General features: G+C 75.2%; 24 protein-coding genes and 3 pseudogenes. 15 read left to right on the forward strand and 12 right to left on the reverse strand.

Going from position 1 to position 23,533, the window contains the following annotated elements; all coding sequences use genetic code 11:
- Positions 1-37 precede the first annotated feature (37 nt).
- From ABWK59_RS03070 to ABWK59_RS03080, 3 genes are all read left to right on the forward strand, one after another.
- A complete protein-coding gene (locus tag ABWK59_RS03070) occupies positions 38-715 on the forward strand; it encodes a LysE family translocator (RefSeq protein WP_354637722.1) in 678 nt (225 codons plus the stop codon).
- A gap of 58 nt (positions 716-773) precedes the next feature.
- Positions 774-1,352 (forward strand): YdeI/OmpD-associated family protein, encoded by a 579-nt coding sequence (locus ABWK59_RS03075; RefSeq protein WP_354637723.1) that lies wholly within the window; start codon positions 774-776, stop codon positions 1,350-1,352.
- A gap of 79 nt (positions 1,353-1,431) precedes the next feature.
- Complete coding sequence (locus ABWK59_RS03080; protein WP_354637724.1) at positions 1,432-1,800, forward strand: hypothetical protein; 369 nt, start codon at positions 1,432-1,434, stop codon at positions 1,798-1,800.
- A gap of 12 nt (positions 1,801-1,812) precedes the next feature.
- On the opposite strand, the gene ABWK59_RS03085 is transcribed toward ABWK59_RS03080, so the two are convergent.
- The 3 genes from ABWK59_RS03085 to ABWK59_RS03095 form a co-directional block, all read right to left on the reverse strand.
- Entirely contained in the window at positions 1,813-2,166 is a 354-nt protein-coding gene (locus ABWK59_RS03085) for a VOC family protein (protein ID WP_354637725.1), read from the reverse strand.
- A gap of 108 nt (positions 2,167-2,274) precedes the next feature.
- Positions 2,275-3,618: a M20 metallopeptidase family protein gene (locus tag ABWK59_RS03090; RefSeq protein WP_354637726.1), complete on the reverse strand. Its 1,344-nt coding sequence runs from the start codon at positions 3,616-3,618 to the stop codon at positions 2,275-2,277.
- 526 nt (positions 3,619-4,144) lie between these two features.
- Positions 4,145-4,654 (reverse strand): GNAT family N-acetyltransferase, encoded by a 510-nt coding sequence (locus tag ABWK59_RS03095; protein WP_354637727.1) that lies wholly within the window; start codon positions 4,652-4,654, stop codon positions 4,145-4,147.
- 140 nt (positions 4,655-4,794) lie between these two features.
- Between ABWK59_RS03095 and ABWK59_RS03100 the strand changes: the two are divergent.
- The 4 genes and pseudogenes from ABWK59_RS03100 to ABWK59_RS03115 all read left to right on the forward strand — a co-directional run.
- Positions 4,795-4,980 (forward strand): annotated as a pseudogene (locus ABWK59_RS03100) (hypothetical protein); the annotation flags it as partial.
- A gap of 160 nt (positions 4,981-5,140) precedes the next feature.
- The gene (locus ABWK59_RS03105) at positions 5,141-6,010 is read left to right on the forward strand and encodes an AraC family transcriptional regulator (RefSeq protein WP_354637728.1); all 870 of its coding nucleotides are present in this window, start codon (positions 5,141-5,143) and stop codon (positions 6,008-6,010) included.
- 284 nt (positions 6,011-6,294) lie between these two features.
- Complete coding sequence (locus ABWK59_RS03110; RefSeq protein WP_354637729.1) at positions 6,295-6,819, forward strand: hypothetical protein; 525 nt, start codon at positions 6,295-6,297, stop codon at positions 6,817-6,819.
- A 121-nt stretch (positions 6,820-6,940) separates the two neighbouring features.
- Positions 6,941-7,267 (forward strand): hypothetical protein, encoded by a 327-nt coding sequence (locus tag ABWK59_RS03115; RefSeq protein WP_354637730.1) that lies wholly within the window; start codon positions 6,941-6,943, stop codon positions 7,265-7,267.
- 33 nt (positions 7,268-7,300) lie between these two features.
- On the opposite strand, the gene ABWK59_RS03120 is transcribed toward ABWK59_RS03115, so the two are convergent.
- The gene (locus ABWK59_RS03120) at positions 7,301-7,486 is read right to left on the reverse strand and encodes a hypothetical protein (protein ID WP_354637731.1); all 186 of its coding nucleotides are present in this window, start codon (positions 7,484-7,486) and stop codon (positions 7,301-7,303) included.
- A gap of 42 nt (positions 7,487-7,528) precedes the next feature.
- Positions 7,529-7,873, reverse strand: a complete 345-nt coding sequence (locus tag ABWK59_RS03125; protein WP_354637732.1) for a DUF6896 domain-containing protein — start codon at positions 7,871-7,873, stop codon at positions 7,529-7,531.
- Between the two features lie 71 nt (positions 7,874-7,944).
- Here ABWK59_RS03125 and ABWK59_RS03130 point away from each other — a divergent pair, with 71 nt between their 5' ends.
- Positions 7,945-9,168, forward strand: a complete 1,224-nt coding sequence (locus tag ABWK59_RS03130; protein WP_354637733.1) for a hypothetical protein — start codon at positions 7,945-7,947, stop codon at positions 9,166-9,168.
- A gap of 34 nt (positions 9,169-9,202) precedes the next feature.
- Here the strand turns inward: ABWK59_RS03130 and ABWK59_RS03135 are convergent, their stop codons facing one another.
- Positions 9,203-10,474 carry a hypothetical protein gene (locus ABWK59_RS03135; RefSeq protein WP_354637735.1) on the reverse strand — a complete coding sequence of 424 codons (1,272 nt, stop codon included), beginning with the start codon at positions 10,472-10,474 and terminating at the stop codon, positions 9,203-9,205.
- A 92-nt stretch (positions 10,475-10,566) separates the two neighbouring features.
- Here ABWK59_RS03135 and ABWK59_RS03140 point away from each other — a divergent pair.
- Positions 10,567-10,816, forward strand: a pseudogene (locus ABWK59_RS03140) (MerR family transcriptional regulator); the annotation flags it as partial.
- A 144-nt stretch (positions 10,817-10,960) separates the two neighbouring features.
- Here ABWK59_RS03140 and ABWK59_RS03145 read toward each other — a convergent pair.
- Complete coding sequence (locus tag ABWK59_RS03145; protein WP_354637737.1) at positions 10,961-11,452, reverse strand: HIT family protein; 492 nt, start codon at positions 11,450-11,452, stop codon at positions 10,961-10,963.
- 195 nt (positions 11,453-11,647) lie between these two features.
- On the opposite strand from ABWK59_RS03145, the gene ABWK59_RS03150 reads away from it, so the two are divergent.
- Both ABWK59_RS03150 and ABWK59_RS03155 read left to right on the forward strand, forming a co-directional pair.
- Positions 11,648-12,838 (forward strand): aminotransferase class V-fold PLP-dependent enzyme, encoded by a 1,191-nt coding sequence (locus ABWK59_RS03150; protein WP_354637739.1) that lies wholly within the window; start codon positions 11,648-11,650, stop codon positions 12,836-12,838.
- A gap of 185 nt (positions 12,839-13,023) precedes the next feature.
- A complete protein-coding gene (locus ABWK59_RS03155; protein ID WP_354637741.1) occupies positions 13,024-14,331 on the forward strand; it encodes a geranylgeranyl reductase family protein in 1,308 nt (435 codons plus the stop codon).
- An 80-nt stretch (positions 14,332-14,411) separates the two neighbouring features.
- Here the strand turns inward: ABWK59_RS03155 and ABWK59_RS03160 are convergent, their stop codons facing one another.
- The gene (locus ABWK59_RS03160; protein WP_354637743.1) at positions 14,412-15,176 is read right to left on the reverse strand and encodes a 2-phosphosulfolactate phosphatase; all 765 of its coding nucleotides are present in this window, start codon (positions 15,174-15,176) and stop codon (positions 14,412-14,414) included.
- A gap of 329 nt (positions 15,177-15,505) precedes the next feature.
- Here ABWK59_RS03160 and ABWK59_RS03165 point away from each other — a divergent pair.
- Positions 15,506-15,676 (forward strand): annotated as a pseudogene (locus ABWK59_RS03165) (hypothetical protein); the annotation flags it as partial.
- A gap of 120 nt (positions 15,677-15,796) precedes the next feature.
- On the opposite strand, the gene ABWK59_RS03170 reads toward ABWK59_RS03165, so the two are convergent.
- The 3 genes from ABWK59_RS03170 to ABWK59_RS03180 all read right to left on the reverse strand — a co-directional run bounded on the left by ABWK59_RS03170 (position 15,797) and on the right by ABWK59_RS03180 (position 18,302).
- A complete protein-coding gene (locus tag ABWK59_RS03170; protein ID WP_354637745.1) occupies positions 15,797-16,168 on the reverse strand; it encodes a VOC family protein in 372 nt (123 codons plus the stop codon).
- 74 nt (positions 16,169-16,242) lie between these two features.
- Complete coding sequence (locus ABWK59_RS03175; RefSeq protein ID WP_354637746.1) at positions 16,243-17,721, reverse strand: MFS transporter; 1,479 nt, start codon at positions 17,719-17,721, stop codon at positions 16,243-16,245.
- The gene (locus tag ABWK59_RS03180) at positions 17,718-18,302 is read right to left on the reverse strand and encodes a TetR/AcrR family transcriptional regulator (protein ID WP_354637747.1); all 585 of its coding nucleotides are present in this window, start codon (positions 18,300-18,302) and stop codon (positions 17,718-17,720) included. Before ABWK59_RS03180 ends, ABWK59_RS03175 begins: the two co-directional genes overlap by 4 nt.
- Positions 18,303-18,516: 214 nt before the next feature.
- Here ABWK59_RS03180 and ABWK59_RS03185 point away from each other — a divergent pair, with 214 nt between their 5' ends.
- The 3 genes from ABWK59_RS03185 (at position 18,517) to ABWK59_RS03195 (ending at position 23,038) form a co-directional block, all read left to right on the forward strand.
- Positions 18,517-21,033, forward strand: a complete 2,517-nt coding sequence (locus ABWK59_RS03185; protein WP_354637748.1) for a glycoside hydrolase family 9 protein — start codon at positions 18,517-18,519, stop codon at positions 21,031-21,033.
- A 420-nt stretch (positions 21,034-21,453) separates the two neighbouring features.
- Positions 21,454-22,194, forward strand: a complete 741-nt coding sequence (locus ABWK59_RS03190) for a maleylpyruvate isomerase family mycothiol-dependent enzyme (RefSeq protein WP_354637749.1) — start codon at positions 21,454-21,456, stop codon at positions 22,192-22,194.
- A gap of 73 nt (positions 22,195-22,267) precedes the next feature.
- Positions 22,268-23,038 (forward strand): NUDIX hydrolase, encoded by a 771-nt coding sequence (locus ABWK59_RS03195; protein ID WP_354637750.1) that lies wholly within the window; start codon positions 22,268-22,270, stop codon positions 23,036-23,038.
- A 22-nt stretch (positions 23,039-23,060) separates the two neighbouring features.
- On the opposite strand, the gene ABWK59_RS03200 is transcribed toward ABWK59_RS03195, so the two are convergent.
- Positions 23,061-23,498, reverse strand: coding sequence for a glutaredoxin domain-containing protein (locus ABWK59_RS03200; RefSeq protein WP_354637751.1), 438 nt, complete (start codon positions 23,496-23,498; stop codon positions 23,061-23,063).
- Positions 23,499-23,533: the final 35 nt, after the last annotated feature.

The following is a 23,533-nucleotide window of genomic DNA, read 5'->3' on the forward strand; positions in this document are numbered from 1 at the left end:
ATTGCACCGATCATCGGCTCGGACATAGCCTCGCCGCATGGAGCTACTCAGCAGTTGGGGGCCGGTCGCGGCCGTGGACGGGCACGCCGTGCTCGGGGTCGCCGCCGTGGCGACCGGCATGGTGCTCACGCCCGGGCCGAACATGATCTACCTGGTGTCCCGCTCGATCGCCCAGGGCCGACGGGCCGGGCTGGTGTCGCTGGCCGGCGTCGCGACCGCCTTCCTGGTCTACCTCGCCGCCGTCACCGCCGGGATCGCCGCGGTCTTCGCGGTGGTCCCGGCGCTCTACACCGCCATCAAGCTGGCGGGCGCCGGGTACCTGCTCTGGCTCGCCTGGCAGGCCGTCAGACCGGGCGGCGCGCCGGTGTTCGCACCGCGGCAGCTGCCCGAGGACGGCCCGCGCAAGCTGTACGCGATGGGCTTCCTCACCTGCCTGCTCAACCCCAAGATCGCCGTCATGTACATCTCGCTGCTGCCGCAGTTCGTCGACCCGGACCGCGGGCACGTCGCGACGCAGAGCTTCCTGCTCGGCCTGACCCAGATCGCCATCGCGGTCACCGTGAACGGCCTGATCGCGATGAGCGCCGGCGGGATCGCCGCGTTCCTGGCCCGCCGGCCGGCCTGGCTGCGCATCCAGCGCTACGCCATGGGCACCGTGCTGGCCGGCCTCGCCCTCCACATCGCCGCGGACCGCACCCGCGCGGTCGCGGTCTGACCCCGAGGCACCCACGCCGCCCCTCCGCCGCCGGTCCGCACCCCGTAGCCTGGGCCGCATGGACGAGCTCGACGGAGTGGAGATCATCGCCTTCCCGGACGCCCGGGCGTTCGAGGACTGGCTGGCCGAGCACCACACGCGCCAGGAGGGGGTGTGGGTCCGGCTCGCCAGGAAGGGGTCGGGCATCCCGTCCGTCAGCAGCGACGAACTGGTGGACGGCGGGCTGTGCTTCGGCTGGGTCTCCGGCCAGCGCCGCGCCCTGGACGAGCGGTTCTTCCTCCAGAAGTACGTCCCGCGCCGGGCCCGCAGCCTCTGGTCCCGGGTGAACGTCGACCGGGCCACCGCGCTGATCGCCGCGGGCCGGATGCGGGAGCCCGGACTGGCCGAGATCCACCGCGCCCGCGCCGACGGCCGCTGGGACGCCGCCTACGCCCCGCAGAGCACCGCCGCCGTCCCCGAGGACCTCACCGCCGCCCTCGACGCCGACCCCGCCGCCCGCCGCGCCTTCGACGCCCTCGACCGCACCGCCCGCTACCAGCTCATCCTCCCCCTCCTCCAGGCCACCACCCCCCGCACCCGCACCTCCCGCCTCACCAAGGCCCTCGCCACCCTCCGCACGAACGACCCGGCCGGATAGGCACGACCTCCCGGCTCCGCCCGTGAGATGGCCGTACGCGTGATCGAGTCCTGGGTGGTCCGACGACGGCCCTGCCGCGGTGTCGTCCGAGACGGTGCTGGAGACCCTTCGGGCCAGGGTCGCCAGCGGGCGGCTCGAGACGTGGCTGACCGGTTCGTCCGGACGATCGCTGGCCTTCGTGACGAACACCGAGCGCGCGATGGTGATGCTGTTCGACGGGGAGGACGACCCCGGCGAGCATGCCGTGGACCCGGGAGCCGAGGGATCGAGCGACGGGTTCGTCCTCTCCAACGGGCAGCACGACGAGTACCCGGACAAGGACACCGTCCTCATCTGCGAGGCGCTCAGGCTCGCGGAACACATCGTCACCACGGGATCCTGGCCCGCGGACGCGCGCCGGGCGGTCGTTGCTGACGCACTGGTCCATCGCCGGGCCCGGATGAGGTGAACGGCGAGGCCGTCAGGCGGGCTGCCAGAGTTCGATGCGGTTGCCCTCGGGGTCGGTGACCCAGCCGAATCGGCCGACGCCCGCCATGTCCTGCGTCTCCTCGGCCACGTCGGCGCCCTTGGCGCGCAGCTGGGCGAGCATCGCGTCCAGGTCGCGGACACGAAAGTTGAGCATGGACTGCTGGGTGCGGGAGCCGAAGTAGTCGGTCCCGGACTCGAAGGTCGCGAACACCGTCAGCCCGGTGTCCTGCCGCCACAGGCCGTGCTCGTCGGCGTCCAGGCCCAGGCAGTCGCGGTACCAGGCGCCCAGGGCCGCCGGGTCGGATGCCCGCAGGAAGTATCCACCGATTCCCTGTACGCGTTCCATGCCGCCATCCTGCCAGGGCGTGACCGGGATCGCCCGGTATCGCACCGTCGCCCACCCCCGGGCCCGACCCGTGCGGCCGGACCGGGGGCGGCACGACGTGCGCGGCGGTCAGGCGCCCGTGCGGGCGGCGAGCCAGCCGGACATGGCGCGGACGCCGAGCCCGATGGCCCGCTCGTCCGGGGTGAAGTCGGCGTAGTGGGGATAGGCGGTGGTGATGCCGGCGCCGGGCGAGCGGACGCCCAGGAAGGTGTACGTCCCCGGGATGCGGTCCAGGAACAGCGCGAAGTCCTCGCCGTTGAACGGGAAGGCCGCGTGCAGCACGGTCACCGCGTCCGGGCCGAGCGCCCCCCGCAGATGGCGGCCGAGGGCGTCGGCCTGCTCCTCGGGGCAGACCATCGCCGGGAACGGCTCCGGACGGAAGGTCACCCGCGCTCCCGGGTACGCCATCGCGAGCCGCCGGATCTCCTCCCGCACCTCGACGTACCGCTCCTCCGGCCAGCACCGGTACTTCACCGCGACGGTGACCGAGCCGTCCGCACCCGGCGCCCCGGCCGAGGCCGCGGTGACCAGGAACCGGGCGAGCGGCCCGCCGGGTGTCTGCACGTCGGTGACCATCCGCTCCAGGCTGTCGGGCCCGTCCGGGAACGGCACCGTGCCGAGCGCGGTGATCGCCGCGGCCAGCTCCTTCGCCTGCGGGGCGGCCTCCGGGCCGGTCAGCGTGATCTGCGCCTGGTCCTGGCCGGGCAGCCCGACGCCAGGCGTGACGGCGAACCGGCCGACCGGGAACGGCCCGCAGTGCAGGGCGTGGACCTCCTCGGGCCGGTACCGCTCCAGCACCCCGGCGTCGATCATCGCCTGGGCGCCCTTCAGCGCCTCCTCCCCGGGCTGGAAGAAGAACACCACGGTGCCCCGCAGCCGGTGGCGCAGCCGGGCCAGCACCTGCGCGACGCCGACGCCGACGGTGGTGTGCAGGTCGTGACCGCAGACGTGGGCGGCGGCGGGACCGCCCTTGGGCGCGATGCCGTTGGGCGGTACGGCGTCCATGTCGGCGCGGTACGCCACCGTCCGGCCCGGCAGCGCACCCCGCAGCACGGCGACCACGCCCGTCCCGGGCTGCCGGACCCCGTCGACCTCGATGGCGCCGACCCCCGTGGTGACGGCCAGTCCGGCCGCCCGCAGCCGCCGGGCCACGGCCCGTGCCGTACAGGTCTCCTCGCCGGCCAGCTCGGGCTCGGCGTGCAGGCTGCGCCGGAGCGCGATCAGGCCGGCGTCGATCCGGGCGGCCGCCTCGTCGATCGCGGGCTGGTCCAGCGGCCCGGGCCGTCCGGCCGGGGCGGCCCGGCCCTCGGCGAAGGCCTGGCCGGCGGGCGCGAGGACGACGCCGGCCGAGGCGGCCGCGGCGGTGCCCAGCAGGGCACGGCGGGACAGGGCTGGCTGGTACGGACTGGTCATCGGATCTCCCCCTGGGACGGTGCGACCCACGGCGGCCGGCTCGGCACGCCGGGCCCGGACGCCGGCCCGGGACACCGGCCCGGGATGCGCGGCGCCAGTCCATCATGCGGACGCCCGGAATCGATCAACTCCCCTGAAGATCACCACAACTGACAGACCGTCCTCCACTCGACGCGACGCACCGCGGCGGGCGGCCTACCGGGGGTGGTCGAGGGCGGCAATCCCGATGCCATCATGGCGCGGTGAGCACCGACATCGCCTCTTCCTCGCCCCGGACGACCGAAGCGCCGCCGACGCCCACCGGGGCGGCCCGGAGCGGTTCACCCCGGTGACGGGGCGGTACTTCGGCGCCTGCGCGGCGGTCGACGCGTAGGGCGCCCACTTCCTCGGCGAGGACGGCGACGAGATGACCGACGACGACCTCCCGGCCCTCCTGCAGGCGGTCGCCCGGCTCGCGACGAGCGCCGTGGCCACGGGCGGCGACGTCTACTGCTCGTTCGGCTGAACCCGGCGGCCCGTGCCGGTCCTAGCCCTGGAGCGGGGAGGCGACGGCCTCCGGCGACCAGCGGAGGGTCAGGTCGGGGAGCTTCTCCATGTTGCCGCTGCCGTCGCCGGTGGCCACCACGGTGAAGCCGTGGCGCTGGTAGAAGGCGCGGGCCCGGGTGTTCTGCTGGAAGACGTACAGCGAGACGCCGTCCGGGCGGTGGCGCTTCACCTCGTCGAGCAGCAGGGTGCCGACGCCCTGGCGCAGCACCTCCGGACGGAGGTAGAGGTGGGCCAGCAGGTCCCCGTCGACCGCGGCGAAGCCGAGGATCCGCCCGCCGCGTTCCGCCACCCAGGTCGGACCCTGCCGCATCACCACGTCCCGCACCCAGACGGTCACCTGCTCGTGGCTGCGGGTGGACGGGGGCAGGTAGGGCATGGTCTCGGTCCGCGAGGTGCGGTGGATCAGGGCGATCTCCGCCGCGTCCCGTTCCTCGGCGAGCCGTACCACCGTCATCGTCGCGTCCTCGTTCTCATCCTCGTTCTCGTGCACCGCGCGACCGTACCGGCACGGCCACCGCCCGGCCAGCGAATTCCGTGGTCAGCGGGCCGGGCACGGCCCCTGCTCCGGGGAGGACGGCTCCGCCGCTACGGTGGTGGGCCCGCAGGTGACCTCGACCCGATGGAGACGCCATGACCTCCGCCTCCGCCGTGCCCGGGACGACGACCGGTCAGGAACCGCCGACGGTGGACGTGGTGGTCCTCACCATGAACGACCGTCCGGTGGAGTTCCCGAAGGCGATGGCCTCGGTGCTGGCGCAGCGGGGTGTGGACCTGCGCGCGGTGATCGTCGGCAACGGGGTCGAACCCGAAACGGTCCTGAGGCTCACCGCCGCCGGTCGGCCTCCGGTGGTCTGACCGGGGCCCACGTGGGGCTTGAGCGGACCCGACCGGACCCGACCGGATCGGGCACAGGATGTCGGGTGCGGCCGGCCGCCCCGCGCCTAGGTTCGAGGACGTAAGAGGAAGGAGTCCGGGGGTGCTGGAACGCCTGAACCAGGCCATGGACCACATCGAGGAGCACCTCGGCGGGCAGATCGAGGCGACCGAGCTGGCGCGGATCGCGGCCACCTCGGAGTACCACCTGCGGCGGATGTTCTCCGCGCTGGCGGGGATGCCGCTGTCGGAGTACGTCCGGCGCCGGCGGCTGACCGTCGCGGGGGCCGAGGTGCTGGCCGGCGAGCGGACGCTGCTGGAGGTGGCGGTCCGGTACGGCTACACCTCGGGCGAGGCTTTCGCCCGGGCGTTCCGGGCGATGCACGGCATCGGTCCTGGCGAGGCCCGGCGGACCGGTGCGGTGCTCGATTCCCAGCCCCGGATGTCCTTCCGCCTCGTTGTCGAAGGGAGCAGCAGCATGAAGTACCGGATCGTGGAGCGGGAGGCGTTTGCGGTGGTCGGCCGGAGGACGGTCGTCCCGATGGTGCACGAGGGGGTGAACCCGGCGATCGCCGAGTTCATCCGCGGCCTGGGGCAGGACACCGTCCAGCGGATCGCCGCGCTGTCGGACCGGGAGCCGGCCGGGATCCTCTCGGCCACGGTGCTGCACGGGCCGTCCCGCGAGGAGGGCACCGAACTCACCTACTACCACGCCGTGGTGAGCGGCGCCGAGGAGGTGCCGGAGGACCTCGACGTACTGCCGCTGCCGGCCGGCACCTGGGCCGTGTTCACCAGCTCGGGGGCGTTCCCGCAGGCCCTGCAGTCCATGTGGCGGGACGTGTTCACCCAGTGGTTCCCGTCCAACCCGTACGAGATCCGGCAGGGCCCGGAGATCCTCAGCACCCGGCCGTCGCCGGACTGGACGCAGGCGGACGCGGAGCTGTGGATCCCCGTCGCCCGCACCGGCGGCTGAGGACGGCTCGTCGTCACCCACCAAGCGGGTCCGGTGGTGGCCCGTGGTTGGATGGGACCGACACGAACGGTACCCGTGCGGCCGGTTGGCCCCACGGGTGAGGAGTGGGGGCCGGACCGCCGGGGGTGCCAGGGCGGTCCGGTTCCGGGTTCTCGGGGGTGGACGCGGTGCGCAGGGCGGTCGTGGGGACGGTCGTGGTGCTCCTGGCGGTAGCCGGGTGCGGGTCGGTACGGACGGACGGCTCGGGCGGGTCCACCCCTCCCGAGCCGACCTCCGCCCGGCCCGTGGCACCGGCCGTCCTGCAGCTCGTCGCGGAACACGACCGGCTGTTCCCGGAGGTGGCGGCCCGCTGCCCCGGGACCGCGACCCCCCGGCCGGACACCGCCTCACCGGTCGCCTCACCGACCGCATCGCCGACCGCATCGCCGCAGGTCTCCGACGGCCCGGTCGCACCGGTCGACCCCGAGAACGCCAAGTACCGGGAGAACCACGCCTACAGGACCACCGTCGAGATGAACGCCGCCGCCACGTGCCGCGGCGAGGCCCACGCGGCCCGGGTCTCCGCCGCCCTGGCGAAGTCCGGCGACGCCGCCTCGCTCACGCCGGAGCAGGTGGCGGCGCAGCTCGAGGCCCTCGGCTACCCGAAGGCCGACACCCACGTCTACCGCTCCGGCACCGAGGTCGACTTCGACCTGTTCATCCCCAAGGCCGGCCCCTGCCTCACCGGCCGCCTCACCTCGCGCCCGGCCGTCCAGCCCCACGGTGTCTACGTCGAGGGCGGCTGCACCGAACCCCGCGGCGGCCACTGACGGACCGCCGGCTCCGTCATGTGTGCCGTTCCCGGCCGTCGGTCCACGGATCCTCCTTCCAGATGATCCGGAAGACCGACTGCGGCGGGCAGGACGTGAAGCCCCCGCCGTCCTGCTTGACGTGCACCCAGAGTTCGCCGACCCCGTGCCGTCCGCTCGGCCCACGGTGCGGCTCCTCCAGTGGGCCACGACCTCGGCCGAGCACTCCTTCTGCTGGCTCGTGGAAGGCCCGGACCCGGACGCGTGGCCGGTCTTCGCCCGTACCGACGCGGACGAACCCTGGGAGGGCCTCGACGGCTCCTCGACGGAGTTCATCCACCGGATGCTGACCGACCCGCTGCACCCGTACTCCCTGGCGGAGTACTTCGCGAGCCACTGGTTCACGTCCTACAGGGAGGTCAGGCAGGCCCAGGAAGCGTTCCGGGACGAGTACCACCCGCGTCCGTGAACGGACGGCAGGCGCCGTCGGACCCGGCGGTGGTCAGCGACCAGCGAGGGCTGCCTGGCGATCGATCAGAAGATCGATGCATGCGCGGAGTTCAGGCCTCGGCGCCCCCGCGTGCTCCCGCATCGCGACGATCGCCTGGATGTTGCGTTCCTCGGCGATGAGGCGGTCGACCTCGGCCTGCCACTCGGCCGGGATGCGGTCCCACACGGAGTTCTCCATGGCGGTATTGAAGCGTCCGCCGACCTGCCGGACCAGCGGTTTTCAGTCCGCGGTACCGGCCGTCACGGTGTACCAGCCCGGCCGGACCTCGGTCAGCAGCTCCGCCAGCCCGGCGACCGCGCAGCGGAGTTCCTCGTCCGTCGCGCGGACCGGGTCGGGCCGGCTCTCGCCGTGGAGGCGCAGGCACCACAGGTCGAAGACCGCCACGCCGTCGGCGGCGAAGTCCACGTCGACCACGGTCCCGTCGACGGCGGTCAGCCGGCAGACCACGCCGTGCAACTGGTAGAAGTACGGCCCGAGTTCGCCGTCCCGGCCGATCCGGCGGGCCCCGGCCGGCTCGAACAGGTCCACCAGCCGGTTTTCGAGGCCGCCTGGCAGGTCGCCCACCGCGAGGACTGACCGGACCGCCCGGGACCCGGGGCCTTCGGGCGGCACCGGTGTGGCCGTACCATCCCCGGGTGCGGACGATCGAGAAGCTGTTGCCGGACGTGGGCCGGATGGACACCGCCGGGTTGCGGGAGGTCCGGGCGGAGGACCTGGCCCGGTACGTAGGCGCCTCGCGGCACGCGTGGTGGCGGCGGCGGGCCTGTGTGGCGGCCCTGGCCGGCCGGGTGCCGGAGCGGCGGGTGGAGGAGCTGCTGGTGCGGATCCGCGACCCGCGGGAGGTGGCCGAGGTCCGGATCGCCCTGCTGGACCTGCTCGGCGACCGCGCCGAGCTGCTGCCGTGGCTGCGGCACGAGGACCGGCGGCAGGAGGGCGCCTACGGTCTGCGGGAGGCCCTGCTCAAGGCCCGCGGCCGGCTCGGGGACCTCACTGCCGCGCGGGAGTTGGCGACCCTGGCGGCCTCGCCGTGGCGGCACGTCGAGGCGGCCGGGGAGGCCGGCCTGGACGGCCTGGTCGAGCGCGTGGGCGCAGCGGCCGTGCTGGCCGAACTCGGCGAGGAGCGGCCGGAGGACCGTGTTTTTCGGATCCTGACCCGGTACCGGGCCGACGAGGACGTGACCGACGCGCTCGCCGACCCGGACCGGTCGGTGGCCTTCCTGGCCCAACGGCTGCAGTCCGACCCGGCCCGGCTGCGCGCGTACCTCGGCGAGGCGCCGACCGTCGAGGCCGCGCTCTGGGCGGCGTACGCGCTGTACGGCCTGACCGATGACGCGGCCGAAACCCGCCTGATCCATGGGGAGTTGGGCCGGCCGCGGGTGGAGGTGCCGGGCCTGGACGAGGAGGTGCGGCGGGCGATCGTCCACGCGTACGCGCCGGAGTGCCAGCGGCCTAGCGATCCGCGCTGGCGGGTGGAGGCGCTGTGCACCGATCCGCCCGAACCACCGGACCAGGAGGCGCTGCTGGCCCGGGCCACGGCCGCGCTCGCGGCGGCCGGGCTGGACCCGCTGCCGCCGGTGCACTGCGGCGACCACCACCAGCAGGGCGACGGGACGTACCACGTGATCCGGTACGGCGGGGACGGCGGCGAGGAGGAGGATCTGGTGTCCGTCAGTATCCTCGGTCCGTTCGCCACCGGTCCCGAGGACGACTGCGCGGCCCGCCCGGCCCTGGAGGCGGCGGGTTTGCGCTGGATCGACGGGGAGACCGGATCGGTCCTGGTCACCGGTCTGCACGTCTACTACTTCGGCTCGCGCGAGCCGCTCACCGTCGACACCCTGCTGTTCTACTGGCAGGACTGAGCCGGGACCGACCGCAGCGGTGCCGGCCGTGGCGTCAGTCCTCCGGCAGGCCGGCGTAGGCCCGCAGCTCGGCCCGGCTGCGCGGGAGGTGCCACCCGCCGAGGATCTCCAGGAAGTTGCCCCAGCACCAGGTCTGCTCGTCGAGCGCGGCGAGCACCCGCACCAGCCGCCGCTGCCGCTCCTCCAGGGCGGCGAACGGCGGGAGATCGGCGGGCGGTCGGGGGCCGAAGGCGAGCCGGAGGGCGGCCGAGGTGACCGGGAAGGCGGCGGGTCCGCTCGCGGAGGCGAGGCTGGTGGTCACGGCGTCCAGCGCCTCGGCCGGGTACCGGTCGGCGAGTTCGGCGAGGGCCACGGCGGCGTACCCGCGCAGGTCGCCGTCGAGGAACGGCACCCCGGGCTCGTCCTCGTCGCTCTCCCCGGCCCCGGTGGCGGCCAGTTCGGCGAGCACGGCCGCGTCGACGGCGGATGCGTCGGTCGCGGCCGAGGTCCCCGTGCCGGCGAGCCGGGCGAGGGCGATCGCGGCGCCCCAGCGCACCGTCGGGTCCTGGGCGGTGAGGAACGGCCGCACCCGGGCCGCGGTCGCGGCGTCGCCGAGCAGCCCGGCCGCGACCAGCACGGTGGCGGCGGTCACCGGATCGGTCTCGCGGTCGGCCAGGTCCAGCAGTTGCGGCAGGGAGGCGGCGGCCTCCTCGGGGAACCAGGCCAGCAGGTGGGCGGTGGCGGTCCGGACGGCCGGGTCGGTGTCCGCCAGCAGCGCGGCCAGCGCGGGCACCTCCTGCCGGACGGCGTCGTAGGCCGCCAGTTCCGCCTCGGCCGCCGCCAGTTCGCCCTCGGGGTCGTACAGGCGGCGGCGGAACGCGCGGAGCCGGTGCTCCTCCTCGGTGGCGGCCTCGGCCACCCAGGCGTCGTACCGGGCGAGGATCTCGGCCCGGTCCTGCGCCCGGAACTCCTCGATGCCGCGCCGCCACCCCTCGATCGCCACCCCGCCGGGCAGGTGGGCCTCGTCGTAGCCGATCGCCAGCGCGGCGAGCAGCTCGACGGCCTCCGCCCGGCCGGGCAGCTCCCCGGCGGCGGCCATCCGGGCCAGGAAGGGCACGGCGTAGGCGGAGGCCTCGTAGCGGGTGCCCTGGTGGAAGATGCTGCCGTACAGGGAATGGAGGGCCTGTGCCCGTGCCTCGGGGTCGTCGCCGCCGAGGGCGCGCAGCCGGCCGGGGACGTCGGCGGCCGCGCCGTAGGCGTGTTCCAGGGAGGCCCAGTCGATCGCGTCCAGTCCGGCGAGAACGGTGTCCTGCGTGGTGCTCGTCACGGGTGGAAACCTCTCACGGCGCACTGACAGCGGGACCGCCCGCGCCGGGCCCGGCTTGACCTTGTCGCAGCGACAGGGTTTCCCCTGGACCCCTGCGGATCGGAGTCCTTGCCGACCTGGTCGGAATCACCCTCGTGCCGTGCGGCACTACCATCGCATCGGCCTGCTGCCGGAGCCGGCGCGGCAGCCCAACGGCTACCGGGAATACGGGCTGCGCGACGCCGTCGAACTCGCCCGGATCCGGCGGCTGAGCGAGCTGGGACTGAGCCTGGACGAGGTCCGGGACGTCTGGCCTGCGACGCCGACCGCGATCTGGCGGCCGTGCTCGCCGAGCTGGACTCGGCTCGGCATGCGGCGTGAGGGCGTGCTGCGGTCGGCCGTCGCGGTCAACGGGGTCCGCCAGGACCTGGAGATGTGGTCCTACATCCCCGACCGGGACGCACCGCGGCTGCCTTGACCCCCCCCCGCCCCGGGACGCCGTCGCGGTCAGTGGCCCGCGGCGTCCTGTCGGGCCAGCAGATCCAGCTCGGCGCCGATCGCTGCGCGGAGCGCGTCGTGCCGCGGGCCGAGCCTCGACTCCTCCCCGGTCCAGCTCTCCTCGGGGTACAGCCACACCGGCATGCCCACCAGGTCGGCGGGCTCCCAGGCGTAGCGCGGCCAGATGTGGGCGTGCAGGAAGCCGTCGGTGTTGCCGAGGATCTCCAGGTTGACCCGCCGGAACGCCGGGTCCGCGGCGCGGCAGGCCCGTTCCACGGCCTCGGCCAGCCGCTCCATGTCGGACAGGAACACCAGACGCTTGGCCCGCGGCAGGTCGGAGAGCCGCTGCACCCCGGGGTCGTCGGCCAGCAGCAACGTGTACCCGGGCAGGAACTGGACGTCCCCGATCACCGCGAACCCCGCCCCCAACCGCCGCAGCACGGAAGGGTTCTCCCCGCGCAGCGCACTTCCGATCCGGTCCGTCCGCCAGTCGTCGCTCATGCCCCCCGACCCTACCCATCCTTGATCCACGACCCGCGTGGACCCCGGTCGTCGTGGACCCCGGTCGTCCACCGCGGCCGACGGCGGGAGCGCCCGGACGCCGGTCGGGCGACCGGTGCGGCGGGTCGGGGACGTCGGGGCGGCGCCGTCCGTTGGCGGCGGTGCAGGGTTGGAACGCCGGGAGGAGCGAGGGTGATGACGCCGATCGACCTGGAGCGGGTGCGCCGGGACACAGCCGGGGCGGAGCGGGTCGCCCATCTCAACAACGCGGGGTCCGCCCTGCCGCCCCGTCAGGTGGTCGACGCGGTGGTCGGGCACCTGCGGCTGGAGGAGGAGATCGGCGGGTACGAGGCGGCCACGGCCCGGGCCGACCGCGTGGAGCACACCTACGACGCCCTGGCCCGCCTGGTCGGCGCGGCCCGCGAGGACATCGCGGTGGTGGAGAACGCCACCCGCGCCTGGGACATGGCCTTCTACGCCCTGCCCTGGCAGCCGGGCGACCGCATCCTGACGGCCAGAGCGGAGTACGCCAGCAACGCCATCGCCTTCCTGCAGACCGCCCGGCGGCACGGCGTCCGGGTGGACGTGGTGCCCGACGACGCCGGCGGCGCCCTGGACGTGGACGCCCTGCGCTCGATGGTCGACGAGCGGGTGAAGCTGATCGCCGTCACCCATGTGCCCACCCAGAACGGGCTGGTCAACCCGGCCGCCGAGATCGGCCGGGTGGCCCGCGACGCCGGCGCCGTCTACCTGCTCGACGCCTGCCAGTCGGTCGGCCAACTGCCCGTCGACGTCGGTGAGATCGGCTGCGACCTGCTCTCCGCCACCGGCCGCAAGTTCCTCCGCGCCCCGCGCGGCACCGGCTTCCTGTACTGCTCCCCGCGGATCCGCCCGCGGCTCGAACCGCCGTTCCTGGACCTGCGCTCCGCCACCTGGACCTCCCCGGACGGCTACCAGGTGCGCGAGGACGCCCGCCGGTTCGAGAACTGGGAGGGCTACGTGGCCGGCCGGATCGGCCTCGGCGTCGCCGTGGACTACGCCCTCGACCTGGGCCTGGACGCCATCCGGGACCGGGTCACCGCGCTCGCCGCCGAGCTGCGCCGCCGCCTGGGCCTCCTGCCCGGCGTCGAGGTCCACGACCGCGGCCGGGAGCGCTGCGGCATCGTCACCTTCACCGTCGACGGCCACGACGCCCCGACCGTCGCCGACGCCCTCCGCGAGCGACGGGTCAACGTCTCGGTCTCCTGGGCGGGCTCCGCCCTGTGGGACCTCGGCCCACGCGGCCAGGAGTCCGTGGTCCGGGCCTCGGTGCACTACTACAACACCGAGGAGGAGCTCGACCGCCTCTGCCGCTCCCTGCCCGCCCCGCGCCGCGCCGACGCCTGACCCGCTCCCCGCCGCTCGGCGCGCCCCGCCGCGCTCCGCCGGGCCGCCCCGCCGCCCGACCCGGCGCACGCCCCCCAGGCGCGCTGCTCCATCCGGAGGAACCGGCTCCCCCGAACGGAGGAGGGGTGAGGGGCCTCAGGTGGGTAGGGATGGGGTTGTCGTGCTGTGGGGTGGAGGAGGCTTAGGTGCGCTCACCGCAGGAACCGTCGGCCCCGGCGAAGGGCTCGGTCCAGGAAGAGGCGCAGGTCATCGTGGTGGGTGCCGGGCCGGCGGGATCGACCGCGGCCCTGTACCTGGCGAGGGCCGGCGTGGACGTGCTGCTGCTGGAGAAGGGAGGCTTCCCGCGGGAGAAGGTCTGCGGCGACGGGCTGACGCCGCACGCCGTGTACCAACTGGTCAAGATGGGCGTCGACATCGACGCCCCGGGCTGGTGCCGCTCCCGCGGCATGCGGTGGGTGTGCGAGGGGCGCCAGGTCCACATCGACTGGCCGTCCGTCGGCCGGTACCCGGACTTCGGTCTCACCCGAACCCGCCACGACTTCGACGACATCCTCGCCCGGAACGCCGCGGCCGCCGGCGCCCGGCTCCGCACCCTGGTCAAGGTCGCCGAACCGCTCACCGACCGGGCCGGACGGATCACCGGCGTCCGGGCGGAGTCCGGACCGGACCGCGAACCGGTGGAGTACCGGGCCCCGCTGGTGATCGCCGCCGACGGCGCCTCCGCCCGCACGGCGCTGGCCATGGGCCTCCAGCGGGACGCGTCCCGGCCGATCGCCACCGCCGCCCGCCGCTACTACCGCAGCGCCGAGCTGTCCAAGGACCCGTACCTGGAGCTCTGGGCCGACCTGCGCTGTTCGCGGACCGGGCGCGACCTGCCCGGCTACGGCTGGATCTTCCCGCTCGGCGACGGCCGGGTGAACGTCGGCCTGGGAGCGCTGCCGCACACCCGGCACGGCTCGGTCGACCTCAAGGCCACCCTCGACCTGTGGCTCTCCCACCTGCCCGGGCACCTGGGGCTGGACGAGTCGAACGCCGACTCCCCGCTGCGCAGCGCCGCGCTGCCGATGGGCCTCAACCGGCGGCCCCAGTACAGCCGGGGCCTGATGCTGGTCGGCGACAGTGCCGGCATGGTCAGCCCGTGGAGCGGCGAGGGCATCGCGCAGGCCATGGAGGCCGCGGAGGTCGCCGCGGAGACCGTCGCCCTGGCCCTGGCCCGGCCCGCCGGCACCCGGCGCGAGCAGGCGCTGCGCAGCTACCCCACCGAGATCGAGCAGCGCTGGGGCCGCTACTACCGGGCCGGCAACACCGCGGCACGGCTGATCCTCGGCAAGTACGGCTACCGGCCGCTGCTGCACCGGCGGATCATGGGCAACGCGGCGCTGGTCAACACCCTGGCGCGGCTGCTGATCGAGCCGGGCAAGAAGCCCTCCCGGGACACCACCGAGGCGCTGCTGCACACCCTGGTCCGGCTGGTCCCCGGCACCCGCCGCTGACCTCCCCGCACACCCAACGGCCCCGGACCGCTGTGGCGGTCCGGGGCCGTTGGGTGTGCGGGGAGGGAGTGCGTCCGCCGTCAGGGGCGGGCGGCGTCGGCGAAGGCGCCGTCGGTGAGCACGGGGACGCAGCCGCTGGCGTCCGGCTCGGCGGCGATGGCGACGTCCTCGGCGAACCCGCCGCGGATCAGCTCCAGTCCGGAGGAGCAGTCGGCCAGGGCGGCGGCCGGATCGGGGGTCCCGGTGAAGGCGGTCCTGGCGGCCTCCGCCTCGGGCGAGAGCGGCCTGGCGCCGAGCGTGTGCAGTGCGGAGATCACCGCCCCGGCGCCCAACAGGTCCTCCAGGGCCGGCCGGAGGCCGTCCTCCCCGGGCCAGTGCTCGCCCGCGGCGATCACGGCGAGCGGCCGGTCCGCGGTGCCGTACCCGTGGGCCGCCAGCCACCGGCCCACGGCGGTGGCGTTGCGCAGGCAGCCCGCGACCACCACGCCGGTGCCCGCGGCGGCGGCGATGGCGGAACCGTTCGGCGAGGGCAGCACCAGGCGGGGTGTGAACGGCGCCTTCCGGAGGGCCGCCGGGGACAGCGACCACGGCCGGTCCGGCGACACCGCCCTTCGCCCGCCGGCCAGTTCGGCATCCCGCTCCCGGGCGAAGGCGGCCGCCGTCCCGTCCCGCCAGGGGTACGGGAGGACCCGTGTGCCCGCGTCCACGGCCACGCTCACCGAGGTGGTGAAGGACAGCACGTCGATCACCACCAGGCAGGCGACCTCCGGCGCCAACCGCCGCGCCCCCGCGGCACCCCACTCGAACCGGACACCGTACCCCTGCTGCAGGAACCATCCGCTCATGGGGAGCGAGTCTGGCACCGCGCGGGCACGGAAGCGGACCCTGGCAGAATCCGGCCCATGGAGACGTCCCGCCCCGCCGACCGCGCGTGGCCGCCGTACGACCTCTCCGCCCTGCGGGCGTCGGGCGTTCCGGCGGAGGCCGCGGAGGCCCTGGCCGGCGCCGGGCTGCCGGTGGACTGCCGCCCGCTGTTCCTCCGCGACCCCGCCGAGGAGTTGCGCACCCGGGAGCTGCCGGGCGGCTTGGCCATCCACCTCGGCTCCTGCCCCGGCGCCTTCGGGGACGGGCTGGACTCCTTCCGGCTGCTGCCGGACGGCGGCGAGGTGTGTGGATGGTCCACGGCTGCGGGGACGGCGGCGCCGACCAGTACCGGAGGGTCAACTCCTCGGTGGCGGGCCTGCAGCGCCTGCTCGGGCTGTGGGAGTCGTTCGTCCGCTCCGGCCGCTGGGAGGAGGACGAGAGCGACGACGCCTCCCTGGACGACCTGTTCGAGCGGGCCCGGCAGGCCGACCCGGCCGCGTTCGCCGACGGGGAGTCGTGGTGGTCTCGCGTCCTGGAGGACAGAGCTGGGCGTGCTCCTGCCGGAGTGAGGAACGCCCGGGTGAGCTACGCCCGGGTGACCTCAACTCCGCTGTCGGGTCAGGCAGAAAGGGTGTCCGGCCGGGTCGAGGAGGACCCGCCAGCGGGTGTCGGGCTGGTGGTCCGGCCTGACCGCGCCCGCGGCGAGCAGGGCGGACTCGGCCTCGTCCAGGTCCGCCACCGCGAAGTCCAGGTGGATCTGCTGCGGTACGGCCTGGCCGGGCCACTGCGGGGGCCGGTAGCCCTCGACCCGCTGGAAGCCGAGGAACAGGCCGTCCTCGAAGCGGATCCCGGCGAACTCGGGGTTGGACTCGGGCACCGGGTCGAGTCCGGTGGCGAACCGGTAGAAGGCGGCCAGCGCCGCCGGGTCGGCGCAGTCCAGGGTGACCGCCGTCAGCTTCATCCGCAGGGGCATGGCAACTCCGTTGTGGGGCGGGAAGGTCGGGTCCGAACGGGCGCTCACGTTAGGCCCTGTCCGGCCGACAGAACCTAGTGACCCGCTCCCGCCCGGCGCGAGCCGGTTTCGGCGGGCGGACGGCTCCCTCCGTCCCCGGGGGCGGCGGCCGGTCGCCGGTCGGGGTCGGCCCGGCCGGGCAGCCGGAGGGCCAGGACGGCTCCGGCGGCCGCGACCGCGGCGAGCACGCCGAGGGCCGGTCCCATGGCCGTCGCGAACACCGCGCCGGTCGGGTGGGTATCACCGGCGGCGAGGGCCAGCACGGTGGTGGCGGTGGCGACACCGAGGGCGGGGCCGATGTTCATGGCGGTCTGCTGGAGTCCGCCGGCGACCCCGGCGTGACGGCTGGCGGCGAGGCGGACGACCACCGCGGTGGCCGTGACCATCACGGTGCCGAACCCGGCGCCCAGCAGCAGGAATCCGGCCGCGAGCGGCAGGGCGCCGGCGGTCCCGTCCAGCCGGGCGAGCAGCAGCACCCCCGTACCGAGCAGGACCATGGCCGTGGCGGCGGTCCGCCGGGGCCCGTACCGGCGCTGGACCCGGGCGGCCAACGGCGCGCCGAACACCATGGCCGCCGCCAGCGGCAGCGCCCGCAGACTGCTGGCGAACGGGTCCAGGGCGAGCACGTCCTGGAGGAAGTAGGTGGCGGTGAACAGCGTGCCGAACATCGCCGCCGACGCGGCCAGCAGCACGCCGAGCGAGGCCGCGACGACCGGGGAGGCCAGCAGGTCGGCCGGGACCAACGGGTCTGTGGCTCGCCGGAGGTGCCGGAAGAACGCCGCGCCCGCCAGCACGGCCACCCCGCCGCCGAGCAGGGCCGAGCCCGTCCAGCCGGTCTCCGGCAGAACGACCAGGGTGTGCACCAGGCAGGCCAGGGCGGTGCCGAGCAGCCCCGCGCCGAGCAGGTCGAGCCGTGGCGCGTCCGCGGGCAGCGGACGGGGGACGGCGGCTTCCGGGCCGCGGTGGAGCAGGGCGAGGAGGGCGATCAGCAGGGCCGGCAGCACGTTCAGGGCGAACACCGCCCGCCAGCCGAGCGCGCTGACCAGGGCGCCGCCGAGCACCGGTCCGGCCGCGGCGGACAGGCCGATGGCGCTGGTGCGGACGGCGATGGGACCGGCCAGCCGGTCCGCCGGGTACGCGGCGCGCAGCATGCCGAGGGTGGCGGGCTGGAGCAGGGCGCCGAAGACGCCCTGGACGACCCGGAGCCCGATCACCCAGCCGATGCCGGGCGCCAGGCCGATGCCCGCGGAGGCGGCACCGAAGCCGAGGGTGCCGAGCGCGAACACCCGCCGGTGGCCGTACCGGTCGCCGAGGCGGCCGGCGAGGACGAGCAGGCCGGCCACGGCGATCAGGTAACCGGTGCTGGTCCACTGGACCTGGGCGAAGGAGGCGTGCAGCTCGCGCTGGAGGGTGGGCTGCGCCACGGTCAGCACGGTGCCGTCCAGGGCGACCAGAACGGCCCCGGTGACGCTGCACGCCAGGGTGAGGGCGGGGCGGGAGGCGGGCGGGTTCACCGGTCGGCCGTCCCGAGGTGGGCGTCCAGGACCGCCTGGAGCAGCGGCTCCACGTCGGAGCGGCCGGCTGCCGGCTGGAGGCTTCCCCAGTGCCACAGTTGGGCGATGCCGTGCAGGTTCGCCCAGAACGCGGCGGCGGCCACCGCCGGGTCGGCGCCGGCCGGACGGGTCCGTCCCACCAGGTCGACCAGGACGCCGAACAGCGGGAGGCTGGTCTCGCGCAGCCCCGGGGCGTCGCTCTCCAGCAGGTCGTGGCGGAACATCAGCTCGAACATGCCGGGGTCGGTCCGCGCGTACTCCAGGTAGACCCGGCCGAGCGTGGCGAGCCGGCCCCGCGGGTCGGTCTCCGGCGCCCCGGCCAGGGTGGCCTGGACCCGCGTGGCCAGGTCGGCGAAGCCGTGGCGGGCGATGGCGGACAGCAGCTCCCGGTGGGTCGGGACGTAGCGGCGCGGTGCCCCCTGCGGGACCCCCGCCCGCCGGGCGATCTCGCACAGGTCGAGCGCCTCGACGCCCTCCCGGGCGAGCAGTTCGACGCCGGTCTCGACCAGCCGGGCGCGTAGCCCGGACTCCTCGTTCGTCATGTAGACAGTGTCTACCAGAGCAGCGTAGACGGTGTCTACTTGCCCGCGCCCGGGATCACGGACCGTCAGGGGCGTTTCCGCGCAGGCCTCTTGACGTGGCCGCGCCCGACTGGCTTAGTGGGGACTGTGGGAGCGCTCCCATTCGTACTCCTCGCCCACCTGCCTCGCCATCCCCCCGCCTCGCCGTCCCCCGCCCGAGGAAGGTCCCCCGCCCATGCCCTCTCCCACCACCCGCCACCGGTGGCCGCGCCGCGCGGCCGCCGCCCTGACCGGCCTGGCCCTCGCGGCCTCCGGCCTCACCACTGCCTCCGCCGCCGGAGCCGCCGAGGCCCGCCCTGCCACGACCCTCACGGTGACGACCGCGGTGACGACCGCCGAGGCCGCCGACACCCCCGTCCGGGTCAACCAGCTCGGCTACCTCCCCGACGGCCCCAAGCGGGCCACCGTGGTCAGCGCGTCCACCACCCCCCTGCCCTGGCAACTGCGCGACGCCGCCGGTCAGGTCGTCGCCTCGGGCACCAGCACCGTGCACGGCGCCGACCCGGCCTCGCGGGAGTCCACACACCTGGTGGACTTCGGCGCGTACACCGCCTCCGGCACCGGCTACACCCTGGTGGTCGACGGGCGCGCCTCCCATCCGTTCACCATCTCCGCCGCGCTCTACGACGGTCTGCGCGCCGACAGCCTGGGGTTCTTCTACCAGCAGCGCAGCGGCATCGCGATCGACGCCTCGCTGGCGGGCGGCGCGGCGTACGCGCACCCGGCCGGCCACCTCGGCGTGGCGCCCAACCGGGGCGACACCGACGTCCCCTGCCAGGCGGGGGCGTGCGACTACCGGCTGGACGTCCGCGGCGGCTGGTACGACGCCGGCGACCAGGGCAAGTACGTGGTCAACGGCGGCATCGCGGTCTGGCAGCTGGTCAACTCCTTCGAACGGGCCCGCCGGGCCGGGACGGAGGCCGCCCTCGGCGACTCCACGCTCCGGGTGCCCGAGCGCGGCAACGGCGTCCCGGACGTGCTGGACGAGGCCCGCTGGGAGCTGGAGTTCCTGATGCGCATGCAGGTGCCGGAAGGCCGGCCGCTGGCCGGGACAGCCTTCCACAAGGTGCACGACGCCCGCTGGACCGGCCTGCCCACCCGTCCCGAACTCGACCCGGAGCAGCGCGAGTTGCACCGCCCGTCCACCGCCGCCACGCTCAACCTGGCGGCCACCGCCGCCCAGTGCGCCCGGGTGTACGCCCCGTACGACGCGCCGTTCGCCGCCCGCTGCCTGGACGCGGCCCGCCGCGCCTGGTCCGCCGCCCGGGCCAACCCGGACCTGTTCGCCCCCGGCAGCGACAGCACCGGCGGCGGCGCGTACGACGACGGGCAGGTCGCCGACGAGTTCTACTGGGCCGCCGCCGAGCTCTACGCCACCACCGGCGAGGCCGCCTTCCGCGACACGGTCACCTCCTCCCCGCTGTACACCGCGCCCGTGGACGCCTTCTGGTGGGGCGGCACGGCCACCCTCGGCCGGATCACCCTGGCCACCGTCCCCGGCGTCCGCCTGCCCGCCGACGACCTCGCCCGCCTGCGCGACCGCTTCACCACCGCGGCCGACGGCTACCTCGCCACCATGACCGGGCAGGGCTACGCCGTCCCGATCCCGGCCGACGGGTACGTGTGGGGCTCCAACGGTTCGGTGGCCGACAACGCGGTGATCCTGGCGGTCGCGTACGAGCTCACCGGCCAACAGCGTTACCGCGCCGGGGCGTTGGAGGCGCTGGACTACCTGCTCGGCCGCAACGCGCTCGACCGCTCGTACGTCACCGGCTACGGCGAGCGGGCCTCGGAGAACCAGCACCACCGCTTCTGGGCGCACCAGAACGACCCGTCCCTGCCGCACCCGCCGGCCGGGTCGCTCGCCGGAGGGGCGAACTCCGGCCTCCAGGACCCGGTCGCCGCCGAGCGGCTGCCCGGCTGCGCCCCCGCCGCCTGCTACCTGGACGACATCGGCTCGTACTCCACCAACGAGGTCGCGATCAACTGGAACGCCCCGCTGGCCTGGCTCGCCGCCTTCGCCGCCGAGCGGCACTCCGACCCGCAGCCGGGCACGCCCGCGGTGCTGGTCGATCCGGCGTCGGTCACGGTGCCCGAGGGCGGTTCGGCGACGGTCGGGATCCGGCTGTCGGCCGCTCCGGCGCAGACCGTCACGGTGACGGTGGCCCGGTCCTCCGGCGACCCGGACCTGTCCGCCGCGGCCGAGCTGGTCTTCACCCCCGCCACCTGGTCCACGCCGCAGCAGGTCATGGTATCCGCGGCCCAGGACGGCGACGCCGCGAACGGCGGCGCGGTCTTCACGGCGAGCGGCACGGGCGTCCGGGGCGGCTCGTTCACGGCCACCGAGGCGGACGACGACACCGCGCCGCCGGCCGCGTCCTGCTCGGTCGGGTACCGGGTGGACCGTGCCTGGACCGGCGGCTTCACGGCCACCGTCACCGTGCGGAACACCGGCTCCTCGGCGGTCTCCGGCTGGACGCTGACCTGGTCCTTCCCCGGCGACCAGCGGATCACCAACGCCTGGAACGCCACGGTGGCCCAGTCCGGCGCCGCGGTGACCGCCCGGGACGGCGGCTGGAACGGCACGCTGGCGCCGGGCGGCAGCGCGAGCCTCGGCTTCCAGGCCACGTACGGGGGCGACAACCCGGCGCCGACCGCCTTCCGTCTCAACGGCACTCCCTGCGGCGGCTGACGTCCCGTCGGCCGCACCTCGTCCGGGCGGCACCGGGGAGCCGCCCGGGCGGGGTCCGGGCCGTCAGGCGGTGCCGGACCGGAGGACGGCGCCCGGGCGCAAGCACTCCTCGGTGACCCCGTCCAGCGTCACGGCCACCGCCGTCCCGCCGCCCACCGGCGGGCCGGAGAGCACACCCGCAACCGCTCGACCGACCGGACCGTCGCCGCCGCCCCGTCCGCCAACTCCCCGTCGACCGGCAGCCCGGTCACCCCGCGCCCGGCTGCCGGGCAGGGTGAACACGTCTCGATCCGCAACGCCGCCATGCGTCCTCCCGTCATCCCCTCCCGGCTCCCCCAGCCCACCCCACCGCCCCCCGACCACGGACTTCCTGACACCCCGTCCGGCCCGCCCCGACCCGCGTGCGGCATGCTCGGGTCCATGACCGTGCCGCAGCCCGATGCCCCGTACGCCGCGCTCCTCGCGGAACTCGAACACTCCAGCAGCCGAGTCGCCGTGACCCTCGACGGGCTCGACGAGGCCGGCCTGCGGGCGGCGTCCGGGCTGCCCGGATGGTCGCGGGCGCAGGTGGTCGCCCACCTCGCGCACAGCGCCGACGCGTACCGCCGCCTGCTCGGGCTGGCGCGCGGCGAGCGGGGCACGGGTGCGCGGCCGAGTGCGGAGGAGATGGCCCGGGCCGTGGAGCGGACGGCCGCGCAGCCGGCCGCCGTTCTCGCCGCCGACCTGCGCGAACGTCTCGCCGTACTGTTCGCCGACGCCCGCGCGATGCCGGCGGCGGCCTGGGACGCCACCGTGACCGCCCTGGCCGGCTGGCCGCACCCGGCCTGGTACACCCTGTACCGCTGCTGGCGCGAGCTGGAGACCCACCACGTCGACCTGGCCCGCGGCTACGCCCCCGCCGACTGGCCCGCCGCCTACGTGGCCTGGGCCCTGGACGACACGCTGGCCGCCCTGGGCGCCCGCCGGTTCCCGCTCGGACGGGTCCGCGCCACCGACCTCGACCGCAGCTGGCCCGGCGCCGCGTCCGGACCGGACCTGGCCGCTCCCGGCCATGCCCTGCTGGCCTGGCTCAGCGGCCGGGCCGCCGCCCCGCCCGGCTTCCCCGCACCCCTCCAGGTCCCGCCCGCCTGGCCCCTGCCCCTTCCCGGGCACCGGCCCTGACCTGCCGGGTTCACCGCGGCCCCCCCGGCCTGCCGTCGCGGCTTCCGGTGCCGGGCCGTGCCAGCATGAGCCGGTGAGTGAGCGACCGCCCGCACCGGCCGGCCCCCGTCTGCTGGAGGTGGGCCGGATCCGGCTGGTCCGGTCGGATCCTCCCGTGCTCTCGGCCGAGCAGCGGACGGCCCGGGACGGGGCGTGGGCGGCGGCGGTACGCGCCAACCCGGCCCTGTTCGACGGCCCGGTGGTGGCCTGTTCGGGCCTGGCGTGGGACGGTCCGGGCGCCCTGGTGCTCGGCTGGGTACGGACGACCTACCGGTACTACGCGATGCGCCGGGTGCCGGGGGCCGCGGTGCTGCCCTCGCTGTCCGTGGGCGTGGTCCAGCCGACCGAGGACGGCCGCCTGGTGCTCGGCCGGATGTCCGCCTCGACCTCGGCCCCGGGCCGCTGGCAGCCGCCGGGCGGCTGTCTCGAACCACCGGACGGGGACCGCCCGATGGACCTGGCGGAGGTCCGCCGGAACGCCGCCCGGGAACTGGTCGAGGAGACCGGCGTCGACACCCCGCCCGAGGACCTCGCCCTGTGGCGGGTCACGGTCGCGGCCAACGGCAACGTCGGCGTGCTGTTCCGCGCCGCGCCGCTGCCCGCCGGAAGGATCGAGGAGCGGTTCGCCGCCCTGGTCGCCGCGGAACGCGCGGCCGGCCGCGACCCCGAGTTCCAGCGCCTCGCCCTGGTCCGCTCCCCCGCCGAACTCCCCCTGCTGGCCGGCCCGCACGCGGACTACCTGGAGCTGCTCCTGCACGCCTTCCACACCGAGCCCGCCACCACCGCGCCACACCACGGGAGCTGAGCTTGGGCGGCGCGTCTTCTGGTCACGCGGAGGAGGAGAGCTGTTCGCGCACCCATGCGGGGTCGGGGTTGGTGTGTGGCCTGCCTGCCACGACGACGGTCGGCACGGTCTCGTTGCCGTCGTTGGCTGCTCTCACCGCTGCGGCTCCCGCCGGGTCGCGCCAGATGTTGACCCAGTGCAACTGGCGGGCGCTGCGCCCCAGCCGGATGCGCAGTCGTATGCAGTACTTGCAGCCCGGCCGCCAGAAGACGACCGGTCGGCCGTCGACCGCGCTGCGGCGTTGTGCCTCCTGCACACCGATCGACCTCGGGAAGATCAGGGGTGAGTTCAAGCCGGCGAGCGCCAGGAACGCCAGCAGGAGTGCCGCGGCCGTGCCGAAGCTCCCCTTGAACATCTGCCCAGTCGCGACGGCTGAGCCGCCGAGCACGAGCAGTATCGGCAGGATCCAAGCGCGCATCATGGTGACGCATGCTATCGATGAGTCCTGACCGGCGG

The sequence above is a fragment of the Kitasatospora sp. HUAS MG31 genome (assembly GCF_040571325.1).
Taxonomy (GTDB): domain Bacteria; phylum Actinomycetota; class Actinomycetes; order Streptomycetales; family Streptomycetaceae; genus Kitasatospora; species Kitasatospora camelliae.

What these genes read in the sequence shown, in the direction of transcription:
- ABWK59_RS03085 (WP_354637725.1), bottom strand. Translation starts at nt 2,166, where the DNA reads ATGGAACGCGTACAGGGAATCGGTGGATACTTCCTGCGGGCATCCGAC.
- ABWK59_RS03120 (WP_354637731.1), bottom strand. Translation starts at nt 7,486, where the DNA reads ATGGAGAACTCCGTGTGGGACCGCATCCCGGCCGAGTGGCAGGCCGAG.
- ABWK59_RS03090 (WP_354637726.1), bottom strand. Translation starts at nt 3,618, where the DNA reads ATGACCAGTCCGTACCAGCCAGCCCTGTCCCGCCGTGCCCTGCTGGGC.
- ABWK59_RS03200 (WP_354637751.1), bottom strand. Translation starts at nt 23,498, where the DNA reads ATGATGCGCGCTTGGATCCTGCCGATACTGCTCGTGCTCGGCGGCTCA.
- ABWK59_RS03150 (WP_354637739.1), top strand. Translation starts at nt 11,648, where the DNA reads ATGACGCCGATCGACCTGGAGCGGGTGCGCCGGGACACAGCCGGGGCG.
- ABWK59_RS03180 (WP_354637747.1), bottom strand. Translation starts at nt 18,302, where the DNA reads ATGACGAACGAGGAGTCCGGGCTACGCGCCCGGCTGGTCGAGACCGGC.
- ABWK59_RS03145 (WP_354637737.1), bottom strand. Translation starts at nt 11,452, where the DNA reads ATGAGCGACGACTGGCGGACGGACCGGATCGGAAGTGCGCTGCGCGGG.
- ABWK59_RS03160 (WP_354637743.1), bottom strand. Translation starts at nt 15,176, where the DNA reads ATGAGCGGATGGTTCCTGCAGCAGGGGTACGGTGTCCGGTTCGAGTGG.
- ABWK59_RS03185 (WP_354637748.1), top strand. Translation starts at nt 18,517, where the DNA reads ATGCCCTCTCCCACCACCCGCCACCGGTGGCCGCGCCGCGCGGCCGCC.
- ABWK59_RS03190 (WP_354637749.1), top strand. Translation starts at nt 21,454, where the DNA reads ATGACCGTGCCGCAGCCCGATGCCCCGTACGCCGCGCTCCTCGCGGAA.
- ABWK59_RS03170 (WP_354637745.1), bottom strand. Translation starts at nt 16,168, where the DNA reads ATGCCCCTGCGGATGAAGCTGACGGCGGTCACCCTGGACTGCGCCGAC.
- ABWK59_RS03070 (WP_354637722.1), top strand. Translation starts at nt 38, where the DNA reads ATGGAGCTACTCAGCAGTTGGGGGCCGGTCGCGGCCGTGGACGGGCAC.
- ABWK59_RS03075 (WP_354637723.1), top strand. Translation starts at nt 774, where the DNA reads ATGGACGAGCTCGACGGAGTGGAGATCATCGCCTTCCCGGACGCCCGG.